This is a genomic window from Pseudomonas sp. AL 58 (genome assembly GCF_036348395.1).
GTDB lineage: Bacteria > Pseudomonadota > Gammaproteobacteria > Pseudomonadales > Pseudomonadaceae > Aquipseudomonas > Aquipseudomonas defluvii.
In genome coordinates, this window is the sequence record NZ_JAZBQR010000005.1 from 244,514 (window position 1) to 267,930 (window position 23,417).

Here is a 23,417-nt window from a genome sequence, read left to right on the forward strand (position 1 = left end):
TCACGCCCCGCCTCTGGCGGCCTTGGTAGTGGTTGCCGAGGTAACCCGTGATTGTTTCATGACATTGACCCTATCGACGCCCGACCTCGCTGGCACGTGACTGTGAAGTTCTGTGGATGAAATCGACAGCGTGCAGCCTCGCTGTTCACCCTTTCGACAAAACATTACGCGCTCATCAATCATGATCTATAACCAATAAAACCGATGGCTTGGGGTCGGAATCATTAACCCACCCTAAACACTGCTGTTCCATTGAAACAGACGACATACACACCCCCTTAAGAGGCCCATTCATGGACGCCTTGAAAGTCGCTGCCAATGATTCGGTTCGTGCTTGCTTCACTACCACTCGAGACGTTGTACCCCTGGATCAAACCGACTACACCGACGTCGCCGCTGCAGTGTTTTCGCTGGACGATGTGCTGGCGGGAGCGCTTGAGGTCATTAAGCGTAACGGCTTTGATATCCCCATTTTTTTCGCCGTCGAACAAGGCGGTAAACGTGCCCTGGAAGACTACAAGCGTGTGCAGGACGTACTCCTGCAGGTCAATGGTGTTTTCGAACTCTCCAGTCATAACGCCGACTATTACGGTCATCAACTAGAGACCGCGGCCAAGGACTATGAGGACGCCCTCCTGCCTCCGTTCTTCAACGCACTCAAGTACTACACGGAGGCGGCCAACTCAACATTTGCCTGCCCCGGCCACCAGGGTGGCCAGTTTTTTCGCAAACACCCGGCAGGCAGGCAGTTTTTCGACTTCTTCGGCGAAACACTGTTTCGCGCCGACAGGTGTAATGCTGACGTCAAACTGGGCGATCTGCTGATTCATGAAGGCCCTGCACTGCTTGCACAAAAACATGCAGCCACGGTGTTCAACGCCGACAAGACCTACTTCGTGCTCAACGGCACCTCGGCCTCCAACAAGGTGGTTACCAACGCCCTGATCACCCCAGGTGACCTGGTCCTGTTCGACCGCAACAACCATAAGTCCAACCATCAGGGTGCTTTACTCCAGTCGGGCGGCACTCCGGTTTACCTGGAGACTGCGCGCAACCCTTACGGTTTCATCGGTGGTATTGATGCCCACTGTTTCGATGAAGGCTACCTGCGTCAGTTGGTCAGCGAAGTCGCGCCAGACAAGGCAACCCTGCCACGCCCGTTTCGCCTGGCGATCATCCAGTTGGGCACCTATGACGGCACCATCTACAACGCCCGTCAGGTGGTAGATCGTATCGGCAAGTTGTGCGACTACATTCTTTTCGATTCCGCGTGGGTAGGTTACGAACAGTTCATTCCGATGATGAAGGATTGCTCACCTCTGCTGCTGGATCTGAATGAAAACGACCCGGGCATCTTCGTCACCCAATCCGTCCACAAACAGCAAGCCGGTTTTTCCCAGGCCTCGCAGATCCATAAAAAAGACCGCCACATCAAAGGGCAGCCGCGCTACTGCAATCATGCCCGTTTGAACAACTCGTTCATGGCCCAGGCCTCCACCAGCCCTTTCTACCCGCTGTTCGCGTCTCTGGATATCAATGCACGTATCCATTCCGGTCGCAGTGGCGTGCGGCTGTGGGACGACTGCATCAAGTTCGGCATCAATGCACGCAAGTTGATCCTGGAGGCCTGCACCCTGGTCCGGCCGTTCGTGCCGGGCACCATTGACGGCCGGCCGTGGCAGGACTATCCGACCGACGAAATCGCCAAGGACATCCGCTTTTTCGAGTTTCAGCCAGGGGAGCGATGGCACGCATTCCCAGGGTATGCCGACAAGCAGTATTTCATCGACCCCTGCAAACTGCTGTTTACAACACCGGGCATCAATCCCGCCGACGGCAGCTACGCGGATTTCGGCATTCACGCCGGCATACTGGCGAATTTCCTACGCCAGAACGGCATTGTTCCGGAAAAATGCGACCTCAACTCGATCCTGTTCCTGCTTACCCCTGCCGAAGACTGGGCGAAGATGAGCCATCTTGGCGCACAGATCGCCCGTTTCGAGCGGTTCATCAACGATAACGCCCCCATGAGCAGGGTGCTGCCCACGGTCTACGAGCAGTATCAGGAGCGCTACAGCGGCTACACGATCCGCCAGCTGTGCCAGGAAATGCACGACCTGTACCGCCAGCACAACGTTCAGCAATTGCAGAAAGACATGTTCCGCAAGGCGCACTTTCCGAAAAAAGCGATGAACCCTCAGGACGCCCAGATCCAGTACATCCGCGGCAACGTCGAGCTCATAGCACTGGCTGACGCCGACGGCCGCATCGCCGCCGAAGGCGCCTTGCCCTACCCGCCTGGCGTGCTCTGCGTAGTACCTGGGGAAATATGGGGCGGCGCAGTACTGAAGTATTTCCTAGCGCTGGAAGAAGGCATCAACCAACTGCCCGGTTTCACGCCGGAACTACAAGGCGTGTATTTGAAACAGGACGGTGGACGCACTCGCGCTTACGGCTACGTGCTCAAGACTTGACGCTAGACACGCTATCCACCCTCAAGGAGCCTTCCCGATGAGTCAATCGCAAACGCGCTTACCCGCCGACATGGTTCAACGCTTCCCCGTCCTGATCGTGATCAATGCCAAGGGGCACGACGACAGCATTATCGTGCGCAGCGCCCACGCCATCGCTGATGCGCTGCATGAACATGAGCTCGGGGTGGAGCTGGTGGGGTCGCTCGATGAGGCAGAGATCGCCATCAGTGCCAACTCAACTTACAGCTGCGCCATTATCGGCTGGGGGCTATGCGACGCGGCACCAGAACAGGCGCTGCGACTGATTCGCCTGATCCGGCGACGCACCGCACAGTTGCCGATCATGCTGGGCCTGAGCCAAGCGACCCAAGGCCAGATTCCGCTGGCGTTCTTCGAGCACATCGACGGGATTATCTGGCAACCTGAAGACAGCCCTCAATTCATCGCCGGACGCATCGAAACGGCTGCCCGTCGCTACCTCGACAGCATCCTGCCGCCGTTCTTCGGTGCCCTGGTCAATTTTGCCGGCACCCATGAGTACTCGTGGCATACCCCGGGCCATACCGGCGGCACGGCGTTCATGAAGACCGCCGTCGGACGTAGCTTTCTCGAATTCTATGGCGAGCAAATGCTGCGTTCAGACCTCAGCGTCTCGGTTGGTGAGCTAGGTTCGCTCAACGACCATTCCGGCCCGGTGGACGAAGCAGAAAAATACGCCGCGCGGGTGTTTGGCGCCGACTACACCTTCTTCTCGATGGGCGGCAGTTCAGCGAGCAACCAGATCGTCTTGCACGCTGCCGTGACCGACGGCGATGCAGTGCTGGTCGACCGCAATTGCCATAAATCGCTGAACTATGCGCTGAACATGTCCGGTGCGGTACCGCTGTACTTGCGCCCACGCCGCAATGCACGCGGCCTGATTGGCCCTGTACCGCGCAGCGAACTGACACCGGCAGCCGTGGCCCAGAAACTCGCCGACAGCCCCTTGGCAACCCACAAGCAGGCACGCCCGGTATTGGCCGTGCTGACCAACTCGACCTACGACGGCCTGTGCTACAACGTGCAGGTCACCACCCGAGAGCTGAGCCAGAGTGTCGACCGCATCCACTACGATGAAGCTTGGTTCGCCTATGCGCGTTTCAACACACTCTATGAAGGACGCTACGGCATGCACCGTGGAGAGCGCCATGCCGATGATGCGACAGTCACCGTCACCCACTCGACCCACAAACTGCTGGCTGCGCTGTCACAGGCGTCGATGATCCACATCCGCTCAGGCAAGGTGCCGGTCAAGCCGGCACTGTTCAACGAAGCCTTCATGATGCACACCTCGACGTCGCCGCAATACAGCATTATCGCGTCGATCGATGTCTCGTCGAAGATGATGGACGATGCCGGCGAGTACCTCACCGACGAATCGATCAGCGAGGCCATTGCCTTCCGCCAGGCCATGGTGCGCCTGAGCAACGAACTGCGTGAGCGCGATCCCGGCGACTGGTGGTTTGGCGTCTGGCAACCGGATGAGGTCAACGGCGTGCCCTTTGCCGAGATCGACCCCGATGCGCTACACCGAGGCGATGCCTGGGTGCTCAAACCAACGGCCAGTTGGCACGGGTTCGGCGACCTGGGTGACGACTACTGCATGCTTGACCCGATCAAGTTCACGGTGCTTACGCCCGGTCAGACACTCGAAGGCGCAATGGAGCCCAGCGGTATCCCGGCCCCCTTGGTCTCGACCTTCCTCGCCAGTCGTGGAACCGTGGTGGAAAAGACGGAACCGTACTCGATACTGCTGCTGTTCAGCATCGGCGTGACCAAAGGTAAATGGGGCACGTTGGTCGCTGGCCTGATGGAATTCAAGAGGCACTACGACAACAATTCGCCGCTGGAACAGGTACTGCCCGACCTGGTCGCCAGCCATGGTGATCGCTATCGCGACATGGGCCTGAAGGACCTTGCCGAGCAGATGCACCAGGACATGCTTGCCTCGAAAATGCTGCACAACATGGATGCTGCCTACACCCTGCTACCTGACCCGGTGGCCTCCCCGCGCGCCACCTACGCCAGGCTGGTTCGTGGCGAAATAGAGCAGATTGCCGTACGCGACATGCTTGATCGAACAGTCGCGGTGCAGATCGTTCCCTATCCACCGGGCATCCCGCTGATGATGCCGGGAGAGAAAGCCGGTGCCGACAAAAAGGCCATCGTCGATTACTTGCTGGCAATGGAGCTGTTCGATGGTCACTTTCCGGGTTTCGAGCATGACAACCATGGCATCGAAATCGTGCGTGATGGCCAGGGGCGGCCAACCTACAAGGTGTATGTGGTCAAACAATAGCGTTTAGCCCCCTCCCCTGCGGCTTGCAGTAAACCGCCGGAATCAGGGTCAGTGCTTTTGAGAGCGTAAGGAGTTTTCAGATGGCTGATTCAAGCAAGAAAATGAGCCTCGTGGGGCTGACCACTCTGGTAACGGTCAACATGATGGGCTCCGGCATCATCATGCTACCCACAAGCATGGCCCAACTCGGCGCAGTATCACTGTTGTCATGGCTAGTGACCGCCGTTGGGTCCATGGCCATCGCCTACTGCTTTTCCCAATGTGGCATTTTCTGCGCACGATCAGGCGGATTGTCTGCCTATACCGAAGAGGCGCACGCAAAGTCCGGGTTCTTCCTCTGTTCGTACCTGTACTTCCTGTCGCTGGCCATCGCCAACGTCGCCGTCGCCATTTCCGCAGTGGGTTACATGACCTCATTCGTGCCCTGGCTGGGCAGCGGCGCCATTCCGTTGTTCATCGGTACAGTGGGCCTGCTCTGGTTGACCACCCTGGCCAACTTTGGCGGGCCCAGCATCACCGGCAAGATCGGTGCAGTCACCGTCTGGGGCGTGATCATCCCGGTGGCAGGCCTGTGCATCATCGGCTGGTTCTGGTTCAAGCCTGACGTGCTGGCCGCGGCCTGGAACCCTAACAGCCTGCCGATCTCCGAGGCAGTGAGCAAAGCCATTCCCTTGACCCTGTGGGCATTTCTGGGCATGGAGTCGGCCGCGCAGGCCTCCGATGCGGTAGAAGACCCCAAACGTACAGTACCGCTGGCCTGCCTGTTCGGGACACTGGGGGCTGCGGTGGTGTATGTGCTGTCGACTACCGTCATCCAGGGCATCATCCCCAACGCTGAGCTGGCCAACGCGTCAGCACCTTTCGCACTCGTCTATGCGCACATTTTCAACCCAACGGTCGGCAACATCATCATGGCGCTGGCAGTGATGGCGTGCGTAGGCTCGCTACTGGGCTGGCAGTTCACCCTGGCGCAAACGGCCAAGATGACCGCCGACCAAGGCATGTTCCCGAAACTGTTCAGCAAGGTCAGCGCACGGAATGCACCGATCATCGGCATGATCGTCTGCGGCGTACTGCAGACCCTCATGGCACTGTCGACCATTTCGCCCAATGCCAGTGCCCAGTTCAGCAAACTGGTCAACCTGGCGGCAGTGACCAACCTGATTCCCTACGTGACAGCGCTCACCGGGCTGCTGGTCATGATGTACAAGGCCAAGGCTTCATCAGCAGTCAACACACGCAATACCGCCGTGCTGCTGGTTGCCGTGGCCTATTCGTTGTATGCCCTCTATGCCTGCGGTAGAGACGCCGTGTTCGGTGGCACTCTGGTGCTGGCCTTCGGTTACCTGCTCTACGGCTTCCTCGCCAAACGTTTTGTCAATGAGCCTCAAACCGCCCAGGCCAGGGCCGGCAATCCTTAGGCGTTGCTGTCAGGACTGCAAAGACATCTGAACACGGGGAACAGGATATGAACGTACAGTTAACCAAACCCGCAAGCCTGCTGATGACCTGCTTGCTTGCGCTGATGCCGGTCGTGGCCAGCGCAAACACCCTGGAGCGCGTTCGCGCCAACAACACCTTTAACCTGGGCTACCTGCCAGACTACGCACCGTTCAGCAGCATGGAGGGCGACAAGGTCGGCGGTTACGCCATCGACCTATGCCTGAAAATCGCCGACAAGGTCAAGGCCGAACTGGGGCTGACCTCGCTGCAAGTGCACTACCAGCCCATCAACATCACCGAGGCCACCAGCGCCGTCGGCTCGGGCAAGATCGACATCCTCTGTACGCCAACACCGGCGACACTGGAACGGCGCAAAACCGTAAGCTACTCAATACCAGTCTACACGGCCGGGCTTTCCGTGGTCGTGCGTGACAACGCCAATGAGGCGTTACTCAATGTGCTCAATGGCAAGGTGGCCCACAGCGGGCCGACCTGGCGCGCCACCGTCAACCGTGGTCTCGCCAACCAGACCTTCGTCACCACCGGTGGCGGCGTCTCCGAGGCGTGGATCCGCGAGAAAATGCGCTTGCTCGGCGTAGTTGCCACACTGATCACGGTCAAGGACAACGACGAAGGGATAAAACTGGTCGCCGATGGCAAGGCCGATGCGTTCTTCTCTGAACGGATGTCGCTCAAAACCCATGTCGCCGCCGATTACCCGGGCGCAAAGCTGATGATACTGGACCGTATCTTTGAATTCGCACCCGTCTCATTGATGGTGGAGCGCGGCGATGAAAACTTCCGCTTGCTGGTCGATACCACACTCAGCGAAATGTACCGTTCCGGCGAAATCGAACAGGCCTACGACAAGTACCTGGGAGGCGCCGGCGAGACGGCCAAAAAACTCTTCAAGGTGTATGCCCAACCCTAGAACCGGAGACTCACAGCAGCGGAGCGGCTCAACGTGCTAGTACACAGGGAGTCTGACCATGAACCTACTCCCAGCGATGGCCACGGGCCTGTTGCTCATGCTGGGCTTGTGCCGCCCAACGCTGGTCAGCGCCGAGGACTGGCAACTGGCCGCAAACGAGGACGGCATCCAGGTCTACCTGAGCAACGTGCCGGGCTCTCCCTACCAGCGCTTTCGTGGCGTAGCGCTGATCAAGGCCAGCGTGGCCACCCTCAGCGACCTGCAGGAAAACCTGCGGGTCGCCTGCAAATGGCTATACGCCTGCGCAGACATGCGCCTGTTGAAAGTCGAAGGCGATGACACCTGGGTTTACCTCACCACCGCCCTGCCATGGCCGGCCAATACCCGCGACATCGTACTCAAGGTACACACTGAGCGTACCGACGACGGCGCAGTCATACGCCACCTCAGCGCCGTGCCTGGCATGGTGCCTGGCGTACCGGGCCAGACCCGGGTGCGCAAGCTGAGTGGCCTATGGAAAATGGTGCCCAAAAGCGACAGTGAAACGGAGGTGACTTACCAACTGCAAGCCGATCCTGCAGGGGATATTCCTTCATGGCTGGCCAATCAGTTCGTCATCGACGCCCCGATGATTACCCTGAGAACACTACGCGCTGTCGCCGAACGGCAAGGCCTCCACCCGGCCTCGACCGACAGCAGCGAACCTCGCAACTGAGCACAGTCGGCCTATAGCCAGTACTTCGGATAACTGGAACGGCTACGGGCGTTGTTCAAGCACCAGGCAACGGCAACGATCACGATTGAGCCGGCCAATACCGGCGTGAGCAGAAAACTGAAAGGCGCACCGGCTGCCAAAACCACCAATGGATTCCCGCCTGCCGGAGCATGCAATGTGCGCGTGTGTTGCATCGCTACCAGCGCCAGGCCCACGGCCAGCGCACCGGCCCACCACGAATTCCCCAACGTGTGAAGTACCAGCAACCCGACCAGTGTCGATACCAGGTGCCCACCGATGATGCTGCGCGGCTGGGCCAAGGGTGACTCCGGCAACCCGAAGGCGAGTACACAGCTTGCACCAAAGGACGCCATCAACCAGGGAGCTCCAGACACATGGCTAAGCCAGCCTGTGGCACCAATCGCGATAACCGCACCAATGAATGACAACAGGCTGAAATGCAGCGAAGGCGCGGGGGGCGCACTCGATTTGAGGATGGGGCCGATGGGCATCGTAGCAACTCCTGAAAGGCTTTAGACCGCGCAAAAGATACCGATCGGTATACATGCATGTCAACCGATCGGTGTACACTACGTCCAGTACCCCAGGAGGCCAGAACACATGAGCACATCCCAGACCATCACCGCGTCGGCCTTGCGCTTGTTTTACCGCCAGGGCTACCACGCCTCCGGCGTAGAGCAACTGAGCCAGGTGGCCGGGGTCACCAAGAAAACGCTGTATCGGCATTTCCCGAGCAAAGAACACCTGATCGACGCCGCGCTACAGCTTCGCCATACCGAATTCATGGCGCAGATGAAGGCAGCGCTAGAGGCAGCGCCTGGCCCGCTGCGACCACTGGCCTACATCGACTTCATTGCCGCTTGGGCGCAAGGGCCAGACTTTTTTGGCTGTGCCTTTATCAACGCCGCTGCTGAATACAGTGACCAGCGCGAAACACCTCACCAACTGGCAAAGCAACATAAGCAACAGGTGCTCGCCTACCTGGAAACGATCTGTACCGAGGCACAGCTCAAGCAACCGTCTGTGGCTGCGATGCAGCTTTTCGTGATCGGTGAGGGGCTGATCGTCACGTGCCAGGTCAATGGGGCTTCGACGGCATTCATCGCGGCAGCACGAGAGATGGTTGCGGGGATGCAAATGCCTGCCAAGCCTCTATGAAGCGCGCCTAAGACGCTCAGGCGGTTTCGAGCTTGTCGCGCAAAAACTCGATAAACCGTTGAGTCTTGGCTGGCAACAGCCGTGTCTCGGTCAGTGCGTAGACCGATACCGGTGACGCTTGCCACTGCGGCAGAACTTTTCGCAGTGCCCCACTGGCCACATCCTGTGCAGCAATACCCTCCGGCAGCAAGGCAATGCCCAGGTCCAGGGATGCCAGGCGCCTGAGCATCCCCACACTGTTGAGTGCGAATCGCCCTCTTACGTCCACGTGCTCATTACCGGCCTCGCTGGACAGCGTCCAGCGGTCGGCACCTAATCCGCGCATCCGTAGACATTCATGGTTGATGAGCTGGGAGGGATGGTCCGGCTCACCAGAACGCTCAAGGTATCTGGGTGAGGCGTACAGGCAACGTTGCAGGCTTGCGAGTTTACGCGCAATCAGGTTTGAGTTGGGCGGCTCGCCCATACGGATGACAACGTCCACAGGCTCACTGACGAGGTCCACCTGACGTGGCGTCAGATCGAACTCGAAGCTGATGCCGGGATACAGCCGGGCAAACTCGGCAATCAATGGCGCCAGGTAGATGTTGGCGAAGTCTACCGGCAGTGAAGCTCGCAACAAGCCGCCAGGGCGGGCCAGCATCTCGCCCAACTGCTCATGGGCCAAGCGGGCCTCGTCGACGATGCGCTTGCAGCGCTCGAAGTAGAGCTGACCGGCTTCGGTTAGCTCGATCCTGCGAGTCGTGCGATGGAGCAAGCGCAAGCCAATCTGCTTTTCCAGGCCGCTGATACGCCGCGAGAGCGTCGAGTTCGGCATGCCCAAGGACTCCGCCGCACCGCGGAAACTGCGCATCTTCACGACCTCGACGAACAAGGCCATGTCATTGAGATATTCCAAATGATTGCTCCATCAGTGGATCAGTGATTTCAATTTTACCGGATTTATCCCGTATTCGGATTGATCCATCATGGCTCCATCACCACTGAGGAGCCCCAAATGAACGCTCTGTTTTCCGAAGTCCAAGTAGGTCGCTACACGCTCTCCAACCGCATGGTCATGGCCCCCATGACACGCTCGCGCGCTGACGATGCGGGTGTGCCGAATGATCTGGTCGCCACCTACTATGCACAACGGGCAAGTGCCGGGCTGATCATTTCTGAAGGCGTGTTTCCCGTTGCACTCGGCAAGGGCTATGTCCGTACGCCTGGTATTGAAACCGCCGAACAGGTCGCCGCCTGGAAGAAAGTCGCTGAAGCCGTACACGCTCGCGGTGGCCGCATCTTCATGCAACTGATGCATTGCGGTCGTGTTTCACACCCGTCGTTGCTGGCTGACGGAGCTCAACCGCAGGCGCCTTCTGCCATTAAGGCGGCGGGTCAGACCTACACTGCCACGGGGTTGCAAGACTTCGTCACACCGCACGCACTGACCGTTAGCGAGATTGCCGCTGTTGTCGAAGGCTACCGCCTAGCCGCGCGCCGCGCGATTGAAGCCGGGTTCGACGGCGTAGAACTGCACGCCGCCTCGGGTTATCTGCCTGAACAGTTTCTGTCGACCGGCAGCAACCAGCGCGATGACCACTATGGCGGTTCGGTTGAGAATCGAGTCCGTTTCGTATTGGAAGTGATTGGCGCCCTGATAAGTGAAGTGGGCAGCGACCGTGTGGGTATCAAGATTTCCCCCGAGATGAACTTTAACGACATCGTCGATGCCAATCCGCAGGAAACCTACACCTATCTGGTCAAGCAGCTTGGTGGTCTGAACCTGGCCTACCTGCACGTGGCACTGTTCGGCACCACGTTCGACTACCACGCGGCATTGCGCCCTCTGTTCGGCGGCAGCTACCTGATTGGCAGCGGCCTCAACAAAGACAGCGCCGAATCGTTGATCGCTACCGGCAAAGCGGATGCCGCTGTATTCGGCGGCGCATTCCTCGCCAACCCCGACCTGCCTGATCGCTTCCGTGCAGGCGCCGAGTTGAATCTGCCAAACAAGGACACCTTCTACGCACCGGGCGCTGAAGGCTACATCGACTACCCAACCCTGTCCCAAGGGGCCTGAGGAGCACTGTCATGCAACCCATCGCCCGCTTGCAGCGTATGAATCACGGCAGCCAGTTCAGAGCATTCAGCCTCCGTGGCGACCTGTATGCGAAACCGATCGATCCGTTCCTGGGGGTAGATCATGCCTGGATGAGTGGGCCGACATTCCCCGCCCATCCTCATGCGGGCTTCTCGGCAGTGTCTTACCTGTTTCTGGACTCGGAAACCGGTATCGACAACCGCGACGCCTTGGGCAATCGCAACCTGATTCAACCGGGTGGCCTGCACTGGACGGCGGCGGGTAACGGTGTGGTGCATGAAGAGGTTCCAGCCGAACCAGGCAAGACGGTTCACATGCTGCAAATTTTCATCAACCTGCCGGAGGACAAACAGGCAGGCGCGCCTTTTGTCTTCAGCCTGGAAGCGCAGGACGTGCCTGTTGTCCGCCTGGCAGGCGCTAACGTTCGAGTGCCCCTCGGAAGCTTTGCGGACGCAGTGTCACCCCTGTCACTCCCTACGGACGTCCGGCTGCTGGATATCGCCCTTGAGCACGGATGCGAGGTGCAGATTCCCGTTCCAGAAGGGCACGTCGCATTCGTGATGCCGATTGACGGGGAGATTCATGTCGATGGTCATGCCTTTGACCTGACTGACCCGAAAGCCCCGGTAAACCTGCCGCATGGGCCGGATCGACTGGTTACGTTGCACGCAAAAAACGGACACGCGAAAGCCGTGGTGTTTTCAGGTACTCCGTTGAATCAACCGGTGTATTGGCAAGGCCCTCTTGCCCTTGCTTCGCCAGAGGCGCTGGCCAAGGCGGTAGACGACTACCGGCGCGGTGCCTTTGGAACACTGCACGCTCGTTGACCCCACCACTGGGTGTTGTACCCACCTGTAACGATTAGGAGAATCACCATGAAGTACGAAAAGTTCAGCGCTGACAATGCCGCCTTCCTGCTGATTGATCATCAGGTCGGCACTATGGGCTGGGCCAAGTCCATGCCCTTTGACGAGCTGAAACGCAACGCCCTGATGCTTGCCAAGGCCGCACGCATTTTGAAGATGCCTGTCGTGTTGACATCAAGCATGGAAGCATATGCACAAGGCCCGTTGCTGAGCGAATTGGAACAGATCCTTCCCTCGGCGTTTGCCGCCCGCGTAAAACGGCTGGGTATCGTGAACGCGATGGATGACGAAAACTTCGCTGCTGCGGTGAAAGCTACAGGTCGCAATAAGCTCATCATCGCGGGCGTAACCAATGACGTGTGCACCGTATACCCAGCACTGACGTTGGTACGGGAAGGTTATGAAGTCCAGGTAGTCGCCGATGCAGGCGCCTCGCCAACGGCAATGGCCGATGACATCGCATTGCGCCGGATGGACAAGGCCGGTGTAACACTCACCACCACCAACCAGTTGATTGCCGAACTGGCAGGTAGCTGGGCAACCCCAGAAGGTGGAGAGCTGGTTCAAGTACTCATGGAATCCTTCGGCAGCTAGAGGGCTTTTCAGGTGTTCCATGAGCGAGTGCGTTGCCAAGCCTGCTACAGATGCGGTTATTCGAGGTTTGCCAGCCCATGGAACACAAGACCCTGCGCGACGCTTTTGCCGGCCTGACCGTATTTTTTGCGGTGGCGCGGGAACGGAGCTTCACCAAGGCAGCCGCACGCCTGGGCCTGTCCCAGACCGCCGACAGCCACGCCGTGCGTACGCTGGAGACGTGCAGTTGCTGTCACGCAATACGCGTACCGTGACCCCAACCGAAGCCGGTGAGCAGTTGTTGCAGACCGTGGCGCCGCAAATGGAGCAGATAGACGCCGAACTCGAAGCGCTGAATGATCTGCGCGACAGCCCGACCGGCACCCTGCGCATCACCGCCTCGGACCACGCGGTTCATACCGTGCTGATGGGCAAGCTGAAGCGCTTCCTGCCCAAGTATCCCGGTATCAAGGTGGAGGTATTCACCGACAACGGGCTGGTGGATATCGTCGCCGAGCGCTTCGATACCGGCGTGCGGCTCGGTGAGTCCCTGGACCAGGACATGATCGCCGTGCGCATCGGCCCCGACGCACGGTTCGCTGCGGTGGCAACCAGAAGCTATCTTTCCCGACACCCCGCACCTGAACAGCCTGAGGATCTGATGCACCATAACTGCATCAATATCCGCCTGCCCACCCATGGCAACCTGTGGCCCTGGGAGTTCGAGAAGGACGACCGCCGGTTGAACATCCGGGTCGACGGCCAGTTGATCTTCAACACGACCTTCGACTGCCTGGACGCCGCCATTGCCGGGCTGGGCGTATCTGCCGGAAGAACTGGCCGAGCCCTACCTGCGCTACGGGCATCTGGTACGACTGCTGGATGACTGGTGCCCGATGTGGCCCGGCTTGCACCTGTACTATCCCAGCCGACGGCAACCCACCGGCGCCATGTCACTATTGATCGCAGCACTGCGTCTGGAGTGAAGCGCCCCACCCTGTCGGCTTGATTAATCAATTTCTTGCATAGGTACATTCGCTTTATGCGGGTTACCTGCTAGTCGAGCAGCACCTAAAGTAGGCAGCTTCGTCCCCTTGGGGACTTGTCGCATACGGAGGAGAGCCCTCATTTCAGGATGGGGCCTGGCGTACGTACCCGAAGACCTGGCCCGCCCACACCTGGCGTCGGGCCGGGCAGTGCCGGTGCTCGAAGAATGGTGGCGCAGCTTTCCCGGCCATCACCTCTACTACGCCGCCCAGCGGGAGACCTCACGGGCCATGCAGGTCGTGATCGACGCCTTGCGCCTGGTGGACTGATTGCCTTAAGGCGCACTACGGCATAGCCCGTTTTATCACGCTCATCGCTAGGTCTTAGCAATACCCTGCGGGCATCGCCGGGCCGACCTTGTGCTAGCGTCTTTGGATGACGTGCGCCTGGCGTACTGCTCCCACGAGAAAACCGAGACACCAACCGACTGATTGCAGGTGAGCCATGGAGCTTCGAATCAACCAACAGACCTACCAGGTCGATGCCGACGCGGACACGCCACTGTTGTGGGTCATCCGGGACGACCTGGGGCTGACCGGAACCAAGTACGGCTGCGGCCTGGCACAGTGCGGCGCGTGCTCGGTGATGGTCGACGGCAACGTGCTGCGCGCCTGCGTCACCCCCATTGCGGGCGTCGTCGGGCGCGATATCACTACCATAGAAGCCATCGAAGCCGATGCGGTGGGCAAACGGGTGGTCGCCGCCTGGGTCAAGCATCAGGTCGCCCAGTGCGGCTATTGCCAGTCCGGACAAGTCATGGCGGCCACCGCCCTACTCAAGCACACGCCCCATCCGACCGACGCAGAGATCGCGGCGGCAATGACCAACCTGTGCCGTTGCGGAACCTACAACGCCATCCAGGCCGCCGTGCATGAGGTAGCGGCCGATCAGGAGAACAGCTGATGAACGACAGCATATTCAGCAGCCCCGACGGACAGCCATACCCGCTCGGAGAACCGGTGAATATTTCCCGGCGCCGGTTTCTCCTTGCGTCCGCAGGAACCGCCGCTGGCGCGTTGGTGCTCGGCTTCGGCCTGCCAATCAGCCTGACCCGGGCCCAAGCCGCCGCAAGTGGTGGGCAGGCGGCGGGCACACAAGTCCCGGCGTTCCTGGAAATCCGCCCGGACAGCACTGTTCGCCTGCTCAGCCCATTCATGGAGGGCGGGCAAGGTACTTTTACCGCCATGGCACAGATCGTCGGCGAGGAGCTCGATGCCGACCCTGCGACCTTCCTGGTCGACAGCGCCCCGCCCGGTGAGCAATACGTGGTCATGGACAACGGTATGCGCATCACTGGCGGCAGCATGTCGGTACGTACCAGCTACCCGACCATGCGCCGCCTCGGTGCCCTGGCCCGGGCCATGCTCCTGCAGGCAGGCGCTGAACGCCTGGAGGTGCCGGTCAGCGAACTGACCACCGAACCCGGTCGCGTGGTCCATGCCGCCTCGGGCCGTGTCCTGAGCTATGGCGAACTGGCCGAACGCGCCATGGACCTGCCGGTGCCTGACCCTGCCCAAGTGCAGCTGCGTGATCCGAGCCAGTTCCGCTGGATCGGCAAGCCGGTGCAGCGGGTCGATGGTTACGACAAGTCCACCGGAAAAGCCATCTACACCATTGATGTCAAACTCGACGGCATGCTGCACGCAGCCGTGCAGCATGCGCCGCGCCTGGGCATGACCGTAGGCGCCTTGCTCAACGAAGCGCAGGTCAAGGCCATGAAGGGCGTGCATTCGGTTCATCGCCTGCCCGGCGCGGTCGCCGTGGTTGCCGAGCGTTGGTGGCATGCCAAGCGCGCCGTGGAGGCCGTGCAGGTGGAGTGGCAGGAAGCTGGCAAAGACTCGCCGCTGCGCCCGATGCCCGCTGACTTCTCCAGTGACGCCTTTCGTGAGCGACTGGCCAGTGCGGCGGGCCCGGGCCGCGATGCGGAGAACGAGGGCAACTTCAGCGCGACGTTCGCCTCGGCGCCAACCAAGGTCGAGGCCACCTACCACAACCAGTACCTGAACCACGCGCAGCTTGAGCCCCCTTCGGCCCTGGCACGCTTCAACGCCGATGGCACGCTTGAGCTGTGGTTGCCCAACCAGGCACCCGACATGTTCCGCGCCGACATTGCCAAGCGTACCGGCCTGGACCCGTCACAGATCACCCTGCACTCACCCCTGCTGGGTGGTTTCTTCGGCCGTCACTTCCTCTACGACAGCGCCAACCCCTACCCACAGGCGATCCTGCTGGCCAAGGCCGTCGGGCGCCCAGTCAAACTGATCTGGAGCCGCGAGGAGGAGTTTCTGCGCGATGTCCTGCGCCCCATGGCGGTGGTCAAGTTCCGCGCGGCACTGGACGCCGAGGGCCTGCCCGTAGCGCTTGAAGCCGTGAGCGCGACCGAAGGCCCAACCGAAGCAATCGCCGGAAAACAGGGCGAAAGACTCGACCCCTCGGCACTCGAGGGGCTGACGGGCAAGTCGTACACCATCACCCACAAGCGCATCGCCCAAGTGTATGTCAAAGGCCCGGCAATGCTGGGCTACTGGCGCTCGGTGGGCAACTCGATGAATGACTTCTTCTACGAAGCGTTCCTCGACGAACTGGCCGACCACGGCAAAAAGGACCCCTTTGAGCTGCGCTTGCACCTGCTGCGCGGCAACGACCGCCTGACCCATCTCCTGCAGGCGGTCGCCGAACTGTCGGGTGGCTGGAAACGTGGCCCGTTCACCGCCGAAGATGGTTCGCGCCGGGCACGGGGCGTGGCCATGGCCTCGCCGTTCGGCTCGGAAGCGGCGGTAATTGCCGAGGTGTCCATCGAGCAGGGCCAGGTAAAAGTCCACGATATCTGGCAAGCGATTGATCCGGGCAGCATCGTCAACCCGGCCATCATCGAGGCTCAGGTCAATGGCGCCGTAGCGCTGGGATTGTCCCAGGCCCTCGTGGAGGAAGCGGTGTATGCCAACGGCCAGCCACGTGCACGCAACTACAACCTCTACCCTATCCTGACACCGCAGCGCATGGCGCGGGTGCATGTGCGCATCATCGAGAGCGGCGCGAAGATGGGCGGGATTGGCGAACCGCCGTTGCCGGCAGTCGCACCGGCGGTGGCCAACGCGGTGGCGCGGCTGACTGGCCAGCGCATCCGTAGCATGCCGTTGTCCAGGTACACCTTCAGCTAGACAGGCCTGAAGCCGCGAGGCCGATGAACATCGAGCCTCAGGCTCAACCTGTGAAGCCGAAGTGCTCACTGAGGAGATTCCATGGAAAGCATTGACCTGCTCGTTCTTCGCACCGCGCGGGATTGGCTCGCTGCCGGCGAGCGCTGCCTGCTGGCGACGGTGGTCCGTACCTGGGGCTCGTCGCCAAGGCCGGTAGGCTCGATGATGGTGCTGCGCCACGACGGACGCGTCGTGGGCAGCGTCTCCGGAGGGTGCATCGAGGATGACCTGATTCACCGCTACAGTAGCGCCTACGAAGGGCCCGGCTTGCCGGAAGGTGCACCGCAGCTTGTTCGCTACGGGGTGAGCACCGACGAAGCACACCGCTTCGGCCTGCCCTGTGGCGGCACGTTGGAGATCGTCCTTGAATTCGCACCGTGCCTGCAGGCACTGGAACAGCTTCTGGCACGACTTGATGAAGGCATGCTGATGCGTCGCCACCTGAACCTGGCGACCGGCGAGGTCGCACTCGAAGCAACCACCACGCCAGATCCGTTCAGCTTCGACGGCCAGCGCATCAGCAACCCACTCGGCCCGGGTTACCGCATGCTGCTGATTGGCGCCGGCGCACTGGCTGAATATGTGGCGATCATGGCCCAGTTCAATGGTTTCAAGGTCTCGGTGTGCGACCCCAGGCCCGAGTACATCAACACCTGGACGGTTACCGGCGTCGATACAGTGGTCGGCATGCCCGACGACGTCGTCCGGGCATTCGCACCTGACGTGCGTACCTGCATCATTGCCCTGAGCCATGACCCGAAACTGGACGACCTGGCCTTGCTCGAAGCCCTGCACGGCCCGGCGTTCTACATTGGAGCCATTGGTTCCCGGCGCAACAGCCAGAACCGCCGAGCGCGACTGATCGAGCATTTCGGTGAGACCGAAGCGTCGCTCAGGCGCTTACATGGGCCGATCGGCATTTACATCGGTAGCAAGACCCCGGCGGAAATCGCGGTCAGTGTCATGGCCGAAGTCCTTGCCGCCAAGAACAATGTCGCACTGCCTGGCGAGCTGTCCGTGGACCAGGCCAAGCGTACGAGGGAGCAACACGACAGGTGTAATCAGCAGCCTCATGGCTCGCAGGGCGGCTGTGTCGCGCTGGTACTGGCAGCGGGCCGCGCCGAGCGCTTTGGCAGCGACAAGCGAAAAGCCCGACTGCGTTCGGGGCAATCACTACTGGCGGCAACCCTGGCGCGTGCGCGGGAGGTGTTCGACGACGTTCGGGTGGTGCTACGTCCAGGTGACGTCCCCGAACAGTTGGCAATCGACCTCCAGGTCGACATCGTGTGGGCGGCGCATGCCGATGACGGGATGGGGGCCAGTCTCGCGGCGGGCGTACGCGCACTTGAGCATTCAGGGGCAAAGGCCGTGGCGGTTCTGCTCGGTGACATGCCATGGATCGACGCGCAGACGCTTAAGCAACTGCGCACGTTGTCCAGCACCGACCATATCGTCCTGCCCTTCCATCAAGGACAGCGGGGGCATCCCGTGGTGTTTGGTCGGCGCTTCTGGCCAGCGCTTGCTCATCTGCAAGGCGATCAGGGCGGCAGGCAGGTCATCCTCGACAATGCTGATGCCTGTATTCCGGTAGAGGTTGAAGATTCAGGTGTCCTGCTGGATATCGACTCACCCACAGACATCCTCAGCGATCAGCACATGGAGCGGGTAGCCGCGGCCAGTGCCAAACAAATCCAGATGCGCTACAACAATACATAGAACTTCAGGGCCTGACAGGAAGCAAACGTGGATGAAACACAAACGCTGCGTCGTCAGGCTGGTTCGATTCGCATCCGCTTCGCTCGTCATCACAGCCCCCAACGCGGTCGCAGAGGATCTCGAACCCAGGTCTTACGCCAATACGCCGGTCGGTATCAATTTCCTGCTGATGGGCTACAGCGATCTCCATGGCAGCGTGACGGCCAACCCCTCAGTTCCGCTCCAGGATGCCAAGCTCAACATCAAGACAGTCGTGTTTGCCTTTGCCAGGTCCCTCGACGTCTGGGGCCGCTCGGGGAAGTTCGACATCGTCGTGCCTGAGGCAAAACTGAGCGGCTCTGCCCTGTTCAACGGTGAACCCAAGGAGCGCAATGTCACGGGTTTGATCGATCCAAGATTGCGCTTCTCGGTGAACCTGTATGGCGCCCCGGCGATGTCCCTGGCTGAATTCCCCCGCTATCAACAAGATGTCATTATCGGCGCCAGCCTGGCGATCACAGCGCCTCTGGGGCAATACGACGCGAACAAACTGGTGAACCTGGGCAACAACCGCTGGTCGTTCAAACCCGAGCTTGGGATTTCCAAACGCCTGGGGCCAGTGACCCTGGAGTTATCCGGCGCGGGTACCTTTTACACCGACAATAACGAGTTCCTCGGCGACCACACGCTGTCACAGAACCCGATCTACCAAGTACAAGGGCATCTCATCTATGCCTTTAGCAATGGTGTTTGGGCGTCGCTGGATACAACCTATTTCGCGGGCGGAAGTAGCTCAGTCGATGGGGTCGGCAACCATGACTTTCAGGAAAATACACGCTACGGATGCACCCTTACGCTGCCATTGAACCGCAACCATTCGCTAAAGCTGAACGCGAGTAATGGCGGGCATACCCGTACGGGCAGCGAATACGATGCCATTGGCATCGTCTGGCAGTACCGCTTCGGCGGAGGGCTCTGACCCCCAGGACATTCGCTGCATCGCCTTCACGGGGTCGTCTGCAATCAGGGACAACTCAGTCAAAATCGAGCGTCACCTGATCTGATTCGACGGATAAAGGCCGGCAAGCCGCGCGATGACAACACCCACGTAAAAGACGCCTGAAAATTCTTCGACCATCACCAGTGAGCGGGCGTGGTCAGTCAACGGGATCACATCACCATAGCCGGTGGTCGTGAGCGTCGTGAGGCTGAAATAGATCAGCTTGAAGAACGAGCCGGGCTGCATGAAGTCGAGTTGCCCGGGGCCGAAGGAACCCGCGCTGGATACCTCGACCAGGCCATAGACGAAGGACCAGACGAAGGCCAGCATGATGTAACCTGCAAGCGCACCATGCAGCTTGTCGGCTGTAATGGGCCCGCGCTTGAGAATGTAGCGGAGCACGCCGCTAAACGAGACGGCAAGAGACGCCGCATAACATACGGCGGCAAAGACAAGAGTCGCGACACTCTCCGCCCACAACGCCGTCCATTGAAGGCCAACCCCCAGCAACGCCAGGCCCAGCTTGAGGATCAACCCCCGCCGAGTCTGCCGAGTGGCAGAGGCGCCCACCAGCAGCACGATTGAAAACAGAATGCCGAGCAACGTGCGGGCCAGTATCCCCTCCTCGAGAAAAGGAAACAGGAGGATCAATCCGAGCAACAGCAACAACAGGTAGGTGCAGGGGCCCCGCCCTATTACCATCTGGGCCAGATCCTCTTCGGATTCGGTTTTGTCTTGCAGATTTGCCATACCGGTATCCCATAGACGGAAATAACACTAGCGACCTGACATTGCAGGGTTGAAACCGGACCTGGCTTTAGAAGGGTCGGCAGTGGAATTCTAGTCGCGAATGCCGGTGAGAGCGCATCGCTGATCGGTCGCAGGACAGATGACGTTGCAACACACTCAGTAAATTTCCACGACTGCCTGCTTAAGGCTAAAGTGGCTTACTGATATGACTCTGAGGGCTATTGCGTATGTCCGATGCAAGCGAGTTCGTTAATGACAGTGAGGTGTACAGAACCTTGCTGGAGTCGACCAAGGCGATTCCTTGGAAGATTGATTGGGCCTCAATGAAATTCGCCTATATCGGCCCTCAGATCGAAGCGTTGCTGGGCTGGAGCCCTGAAAGTTGGGTGAGCGTGGAAGACTGGGCTATGCGCATGCATCCAGAAGATCGCGAATATGTGGTGAATTTCTGCGTAACACAATCCCAGGCTGGCGTGGACCATGAGGCGGACTACCGAGCGCTGACCAAGGACAACGGCTATGTGTGGATTCGCGACGTTGTGCACGTGGTGCGCAATGACAGAGGCGAGGTCGAAGCACTGATCGGCTTCATGTTTGACATCAGCGAACGCAAGAAGACCGAGGACCAACTGCTGAGCTTGCAGAAAGAGCTAGAGGTGCTTTCGTTCAAGGACGGTTTGACGAGTATCGCCAACCGCCGCCGCTTCGATAGCTGCTTCGAGTTGGAGTGGGAACGCGCGCGCCGCGAGCGCCAGCCACTGTCTCTGCTGTTGTTTGACGTCGATTTTTTCAAGCAGTACAACGATTTGTACGGCCATATTCAAGGCGACAAATGTTTGATAGCGATTGCACAGACGCTGAGTTTGGCGTTGGATGGCCCTCGCGATCTTGTGGCTCGCTACGGAGGCGAAGAGTTTGTCGTGCTGCTGCCCGAAGCCAATGCCGAGGTGGCGCGTAGAGTTGCTGAGCGCTGCCAGCGGTTGATTCAGAAGCAGTCCATCGTGCATGCGCTATCGCCGCATGGTCACCGCGTCACGGTCAGCATAGGCGCGGGCTCGGTAGTGCCAGGTGAGTGGGAAAAGCCTACAGACTTCATCAACGCCGTAGACCAGCAGCTATATGCGGCTAAAAACAATGGACGGAACCGCATTGAATATGTGCAATTGGAGGGGGTGGCGTACTGGTCTGCAGTTGACAGTGCAGAAGAGCAAACAACTACCGGTCATTCATAGAGAACCTGCAAGCGTCTGCTAAGGGTCGATAGTACTCATCCATGACCAGCAGCCCTTTACCCAAAACTGCCCTTCGCGGAGGGCAGGTAACGGCCAGAAGCGATCGCTCGATTATTTACTATCAAACGCGATAGTTAGGCCTGTTTCTGAGCACTTGCTCAGGGCGTCTAGGTATCCATGAGGACACAGTCGTCACCTCCCGTTTTCTGAGACTGATGAGCAAATTTCATGAACCCTTGCCGATTTAACCGTCTAGTGCCCGCTCATTAGCTCGCTTACTGTTCTCCCAACGCCAAATGTCGGGAGATCCAAATGCACAAGCGCACACTCGGAAGCAGTTCACTCGAAGTGTCAGCCCTGGGCTTGGGTTGCATGGGCTTGAGCCATGGCTACGGCCCGGCGACTGACACACAACAAGCCATTGCTCTGATCCGATCGGCGGTTGACCGAGGCGTCACGCTCTTCGATACCGCCGAGGTTTACGGCCCTTACCTGAACGAACAAGTCGTGGGCGAAGCCCTGGCACCGGTGCGTGATCAAGTGGTCATCGCCACCAAGTTCGGCTTCACCTTCGGCGACGACAATAAACAGCAGATTCTCAACAGCCACCCCGAGCACATCCGGGTCGCTGTCGAGGGTTCGTTGCGTCGACTGAAGACCGATTACATCGATTTGCTTTACCAGCACCGCGTCGATCCGGACGTGCCGATCGAGGACGTCGCTGGAGTAGTGAAGGATTTGATTGGCGAAGGCAAGGTCAAGCACTTCGGCCTGTCGGAGGCCGGTGCGCAGACCATTCGCCGTGCGCATGCGGTGCAGCCGGTCACAGCGCTGCAAAGCGAATACTCGCTGTGGTGGCGCGAGCCTGAGCAGGAAATCCTGCCGACGCTTTGGGAGTTGGGCATCGGCTTAGTGCCGTTCAGCCCATTGGGCAAAGGTTTTCTCACCGGCACGGTGTCGGCGGAGGCCACTTACGGCAGCGACGATTTCCGCAGCGTCGTCCCGCGTTTCCGCCAGTCGGCGCTGCAAGCCAATCAGGGCCTGGTGGTGTTGATCCGTCAGATCGCCGCGCAGAAACAAGCCACACCCGCACAGATCGCGCTGGCATGGCTGCTCGCGCAGGCGCCGTGGATTGTGCCGATTCCGGGGACGACCAAACTGCATCGTCTGGAAGAAAACCTCGGCGGCGCAGACATCACGCTCGACGCCTTCGAACTGAAGGCAATTGATACAGCATTGGCGCAGATCCGCATCGAAGGCGAGCGTTATCCCGAGGCCCTCAAGGCGCGTGTCGGTCGATGAGCAACGATCATGATCCGCTGCGGCGCACGGTGATCGCCGCACTGGCCAGCGCCCCGCTGCTATCGCTCGCCGACACGCAAGGCGCTAGTGAAACACCGCGCTCAGGCTCGCGGATTCTGGTCGCGTATTTCTCGCGCTCGGGCAATACCCGCGTCGTTGCAGGGCTGATCCAGCGTGGACTGAGTGCCGATCTCTTCGAGATTCGCCCGACCCACGCCTACCCCGAGGACTATCTGCAAACCGTGGAGCAGGCGCGTCAGGAGCGTGACAGCGGCTTCGAACCCGAGCTGCAAAGCAAGATTCACGCCCTCAGCGACTACGACACGATCTATCTCGGTTTTCCGATCTGGGGTGAAACCGCCCCGCCGATCGTGCGCGCCTTTCTCAGCGCCCACGACCTGACCGGCAAGACCCTCATCCCCTTCAACACCCACGGGAGTTATGGCTTGGGCAACAGTCGCAGCGTGCTGGTCGAGCACGCGCCGAAGGCTAGGGTTCTGAAGGGATTTGTGATGGAGAGTGAGCAGGAGCGCAAGACTATGGAACGCGTGAACGCCTGGCTGAGCGATCACCCCCGCACGCGTTAATC

Annotated in this window: 19 protein-coding genes and 3 pseudogenes; 19 read left to right on the forward strand and 3 right to left on the reverse strand. The window is 59.8% G+C overall.

The genetic code is table 11. The features are described 5' to 3' along the window. Window positions 1–293 precede the first annotated feature (293 nt). The 5 genes from speF to UIA24_RS08710 all read left to right on the forward strand — a co-directional run bounded on the left by speF (window position 294) and on the right by UIA24_RS08710 (window position 7,901). On the forward strand, window positions 294–2,474 hold the full coding sequence (gene speF, locus UIA24_RS08690) for an ornithine decarboxylase SpeF (protein WP_330522668.1): 2,181 nt from the start codon (window positions 294–296) through the stop codon (window positions 2,472–2,474). A gap of 37 nt (window positions 2,475–2,511) precedes the next feature. Further along, window positions 2,512–4,812 (forward strand): Orn/Lys/Arg decarboxylase N-terminal domain-containing protein, encoded by a 2,301-nt coding sequence (locus tag UIA24_RS08695; RefSeq protein ID WP_330522669.1) that lies wholly within the window; start codon window positions 2,512–2,514, stop codon window positions 4,810–4,812. Window positions 4,813–4,892: 80 nt separating this feature from the next. Next, window positions 4,893–6,233 (forward strand): putrescine-ornithine antiporter, encoded by a 1,341-nt coding sequence (gene potE / locus UIA24_RS08700; protein WP_330522670.1) that lies wholly within the window; start codon window positions 4,893–4,895, stop codon window positions 6,231–6,233. 47 nt (window positions 6,234–6,280) lie between these two features. Then, a complete protein-coding gene (locus UIA24_RS08705) occupies window positions 6,281–7,186 on the forward strand; it encodes an amino acid ABC transporter substrate-binding protein (RefSeq protein ID WP_099774645.1) in 906 nt (301 codons plus the stop codon). A gap of 76 nt (window positions 7,187–7,262) precedes the next feature. After that, window positions 7,263–7,901 carry an START domain-containing protein gene (locus UIA24_RS08710; protein ID WP_099776659.1) on the forward strand — a complete coding sequence of 213 codons (639 nt, stop codon included), beginning with the start codon at window positions 7,263–7,265 and terminating at the stop codon, window positions 7,899–7,901. Between the two features lie 11 nt (window positions 7,902–7,912). Here UIA24_RS08710 and UIA24_RS08715 read toward each other — a convergent pair whose 3' ends face one another. Beyond that, window positions 7,913–8,413: an HPP family protein gene (locus UIA24_RS08715; protein ID WP_099774643.1), complete on the reverse strand. Its 501-nt coding sequence runs from the start codon at window positions 8,411–8,413 to the stop codon at window positions 7,913–7,915. 109 nt (window positions 8,414–8,522) lie between these two features. Between UIA24_RS08715 and UIA24_RS08720 the strand changes: the two genes are divergently transcribed. Next, complete coding sequence (locus tag UIA24_RS08720) at window positions 8,523–9,080, forward strand: TetR/AcrR family transcriptional regulator (RefSeq protein ID WP_099774641.1); 558 nt, start codon at window positions 8,523–8,525, stop codon at window positions 9,078–9,080. 16 nt (window positions 9,081–9,096) lie between these two features. On the opposite strand, the gene UIA24_RS08725 is transcribed toward UIA24_RS08720, so the two are convergent. Next, the gene (locus UIA24_RS08725; protein ID WP_102052245.1) at window positions 9,097–9,978 is read right to left on the reverse strand and encodes a LysR family transcriptional regulator; all 882 of its coding nucleotides are present in this window, start codon (window positions 9,976–9,978) and stop codon (window positions 9,097–9,099) included. 99 nt (window positions 9,979–10,077) lie between these two features. Here UIA24_RS08725 and UIA24_RS08730 point away from each other — a divergent pair, with 99 nt between their 5' ends. The 10 genes and pseudogenes from UIA24_RS08730 to UIA24_RS08775 all read left to right on the forward strand — a co-directional run bounded on the left by UIA24_RS08730 (window position 10,078) and on the right by UIA24_RS08775 (window position 19,523). Then, complete coding sequence (locus UIA24_RS08730; RefSeq protein ID WP_330522671.1) at window positions 10,078–11,142, forward strand: alkene reductase; 1,065 nt, start codon at window positions 10,078–10,080, stop codon at window positions 11,140–11,142. Between the two features lie 11 nt (window positions 11,143–11,153). Further along, on the forward strand, window positions 11,154–11,990 hold the full coding sequence (locus UIA24_RS08735; RefSeq protein WP_102052243.1) for a pirin family protein: 837 nt from the start codon (window positions 11,154–11,156) through the stop codon (window positions 11,988–11,990). Window positions 11,991–12,038: 48 nt separating this feature from the next. Next, window positions 12,039–12,623: an isochorismatase family protein gene (locus UIA24_RS08740; RefSeq protein ID WP_099774635.1), complete on the forward strand. Its 585-nt coding sequence runs from the start codon at window positions 12,039–12,041 to the stop codon at window positions 12,621–12,623. Window positions 12,624–12,700: 77 nt separating this feature from the next. Beyond that, window positions 12,701–13,588 (forward strand): annotated as a pseudogene (locus UIA24_RS08745) (LysR substrate-binding domain-containing protein). Between the two features lie 108 nt (window positions 13,589–13,696). Beyond that, on the forward strand, window positions 13,697–13,918 hold the full coding sequence (locus UIA24_RS08750) for a LysR substrate-binding domain-containing protein (protein WP_330522672.1): 222 nt from the start codon (window positions 13,697–13,699) through the stop codon (window positions 13,916–13,918). Window positions 13,919–14,093: 175 nt separating this feature from the next. Then, window positions 14,094–14,552, forward strand: coding sequence for a (2Fe-2S)-binding protein (locus tag UIA24_RS08755; RefSeq protein ID WP_099774632.1), 459 nt, complete (start codon window positions 14,094–14,096; stop codon window positions 14,550–14,552). Further along, the gene (locus UIA24_RS08760) at window positions 14,552–16,810 is read left to right on the forward strand and encodes a xanthine dehydrogenase family protein molybdopterin-binding subunit (RefSeq protein WP_330522673.1); all 2,259 of its coding nucleotides are present in this window, start codon (window positions 14,552–14,554) and stop codon (window positions 16,808–16,810) included. Before UIA24_RS08755 ends, UIA24_RS08760 begins: the two co-directional genes overlap by 1 nt. Before the next feature lie 81 nt (window positions 16,811–16,891). Next, window positions 16,892–17,893 (forward strand): annotated as a pseudogene (locus UIA24_RS08765) (XdhC family protein); the annotation flags it as partial. Window positions 17,894–17,956: 63 nt separating this feature from the next. Then, window positions 17,957–18,565, forward strand: a pseudogene (locus UIA24_RS08770) (nucleotidyltransferase family protein); the annotation flags it as partial. 31 nt (window positions 18,566–18,596) lie between these two features. After that, complete coding sequence (locus tag UIA24_RS08775; protein WP_330522674.1) at window positions 18,597–19,523, forward strand: transporter; 927 nt, start codon at window positions 18,597–18,599, stop codon at window positions 19,521–19,523. A gap of 72 nt (window positions 19,524–19,595) precedes the next feature. On the opposite strand, the gene UIA24_RS08780 is transcribed toward UIA24_RS08775, so the two are convergent. Continuing rightward, window positions 19,596–20,294, reverse strand: a complete 699-nt coding sequence (locus tag UIA24_RS08780) for a potassium channel family protein (RefSeq protein ID WP_099774624.1) — start codon at window positions 20,292–20,294, stop codon at window positions 19,596–19,598. A gap of 227 nt (window positions 20,295–20,521) precedes the next feature. Between UIA24_RS08780 and UIA24_RS08785 the strand changes: the two genes are divergently transcribed. From UIA24_RS08785 to UIA24_RS08795, 3 genes are all read left to right on the forward strand, one after another. Next, complete coding sequence (locus UIA24_RS08785) at window positions 20,522–21,526, forward strand: sensor domain-containing diguanylate cyclase (RefSeq protein WP_330522676.1); 1,005 nt, start codon at window positions 20,522–20,524, stop codon at window positions 21,524–21,526. Between the two features lie 312 nt (window positions 21,527–21,838). Next, window positions 21,839–22,828, forward strand: a complete 990-nt coding sequence (locus UIA24_RS08790; RefSeq protein ID WP_099774621.1) for an aldo/keto reductase — start codon at window positions 21,839–21,841, stop codon at window positions 22,826–22,828. Further along, window positions 22,825–23,415: a flavodoxin gene (locus UIA24_RS08795; RefSeq protein WP_099774619.1), complete on the forward strand. Its 591-nt coding sequence runs from the start codon at window positions 22,825–22,827 to the stop codon at window positions 23,413–23,415. The genes UIA24_RS08790 and UIA24_RS08795 overlap by 4 nt, the downstream gene beginning before the upstream one ends. Window positions 23,416–23,417: the final 2 nt, after the last annotated feature.

Coding starts and splice junctions, on each gene's coding strand:
- UIA24_RS08780 (WP_099774624.1), bottom strand. CDS start 20,294: ATGGCAAATCTGCAAGACAAAACCGAATCCGAAGAGGATCTGGCCCAG.
- UIA24_RS08755 (WP_099774632.1), top strand. CDS start 14,094: ATGGAGCTTCGAATCAACCAACAGACCTACCAGGTCGATGCCGACGCG.
- UIA24_RS08720 (WP_099774641.1), top strand. CDS start 8,523: ATGAGCACATCCCAGACCATCACCGCGTCGGCCTTGCGCTTGTTTTAC.
- UIA24_RS08695 (WP_330522669.1), top strand. CDS start 2,512: ATGAGTCAATCGCAAACGCGCTTACCCGCCGACATGGTTCAACGCTTC.
- UIA24_RS08710 (WP_099776659.1), top strand. CDS start 7,263: ATGGCCACGGGCCTGTTGCTCATGCTGGGCTTGTGCCGCCCAACGCTG.
- UIA24_RS08735 (WP_102052243.1), top strand. CDS start 11,154: ATGCAACCCATCGCCCGCTTGCAGCGTATGAATCACGGCAGCCAGTTC.
- UIA24_RS08730 (WP_330522671.1), top strand. CDS start 10,078: ATGAACGCTCTGTTTTCCGAAGTCCAAGTAGGTCGCTACACGCTCTCC.
- UIA24_RS08785 (WP_330522676.1), top strand. CDS start 20,522: ATGTCCGATGCAAGCGAGTTCGTTAATGACAGTGAGGTGTACAGAACC.
- UIA24_RS08790 (WP_099774621.1), top strand. CDS start 21,839: ATGCACAAGCGCACACTCGGAAGCAGTTCACTCGAAGTGTCAGCCCTG.
- UIA24_RS08775 (WP_330522674.1), top strand. CDS start 18,597: ATGAAACACAAACGCTGCGTCGTCAGGCTGGTTCGATTCGCATCCGCT.
- UIA24_RS08715 (WP_099774643.1), bottom strand. CDS start 8,413: ATGCCCATCGGCCCCATCCTCAAATCGAGTGCGCCCCCCGCGCCTTCG.
- UIA24_RS08705 (WP_099774645.1), top strand. CDS start 6,281: ATGAACGTACAGTTAACCAAACCCGCAAGCCTGCTGATGACCTGCTTG.
- UIA24_RS08795 (WP_099774619.1), top strand. CDS start 22,825: ATGAGCAACGATCATGATCCGCTGCGGCGCACGGTGATCGCCGCACTG.
- speF (WP_330522668.1), top strand. CDS start 294: ATGGACGCCTTGAAAGTCGCTGCCAATGATTCGGTTCGTGCTTGCTTC.
- UIA24_RS08760 (WP_330522673.1), top strand. CDS start 14,552: ATGAACGACAGCATATTCAGCAGCCCCGACGGACAGCCATACCCGCTC.
- potE (WP_330522670.1), top strand. CDS start 4,893: ATGGCTGATTCAAGCAAGAAAATGAGCCTCGTGGGGCTGACCACTCTG.
- UIA24_RS08740 (WP_099774635.1), top strand. CDS start 12,039: ATGAAGTACGAAAAGTTCAGCGCTGACAATGCCGCCTTCCTGCTGATT.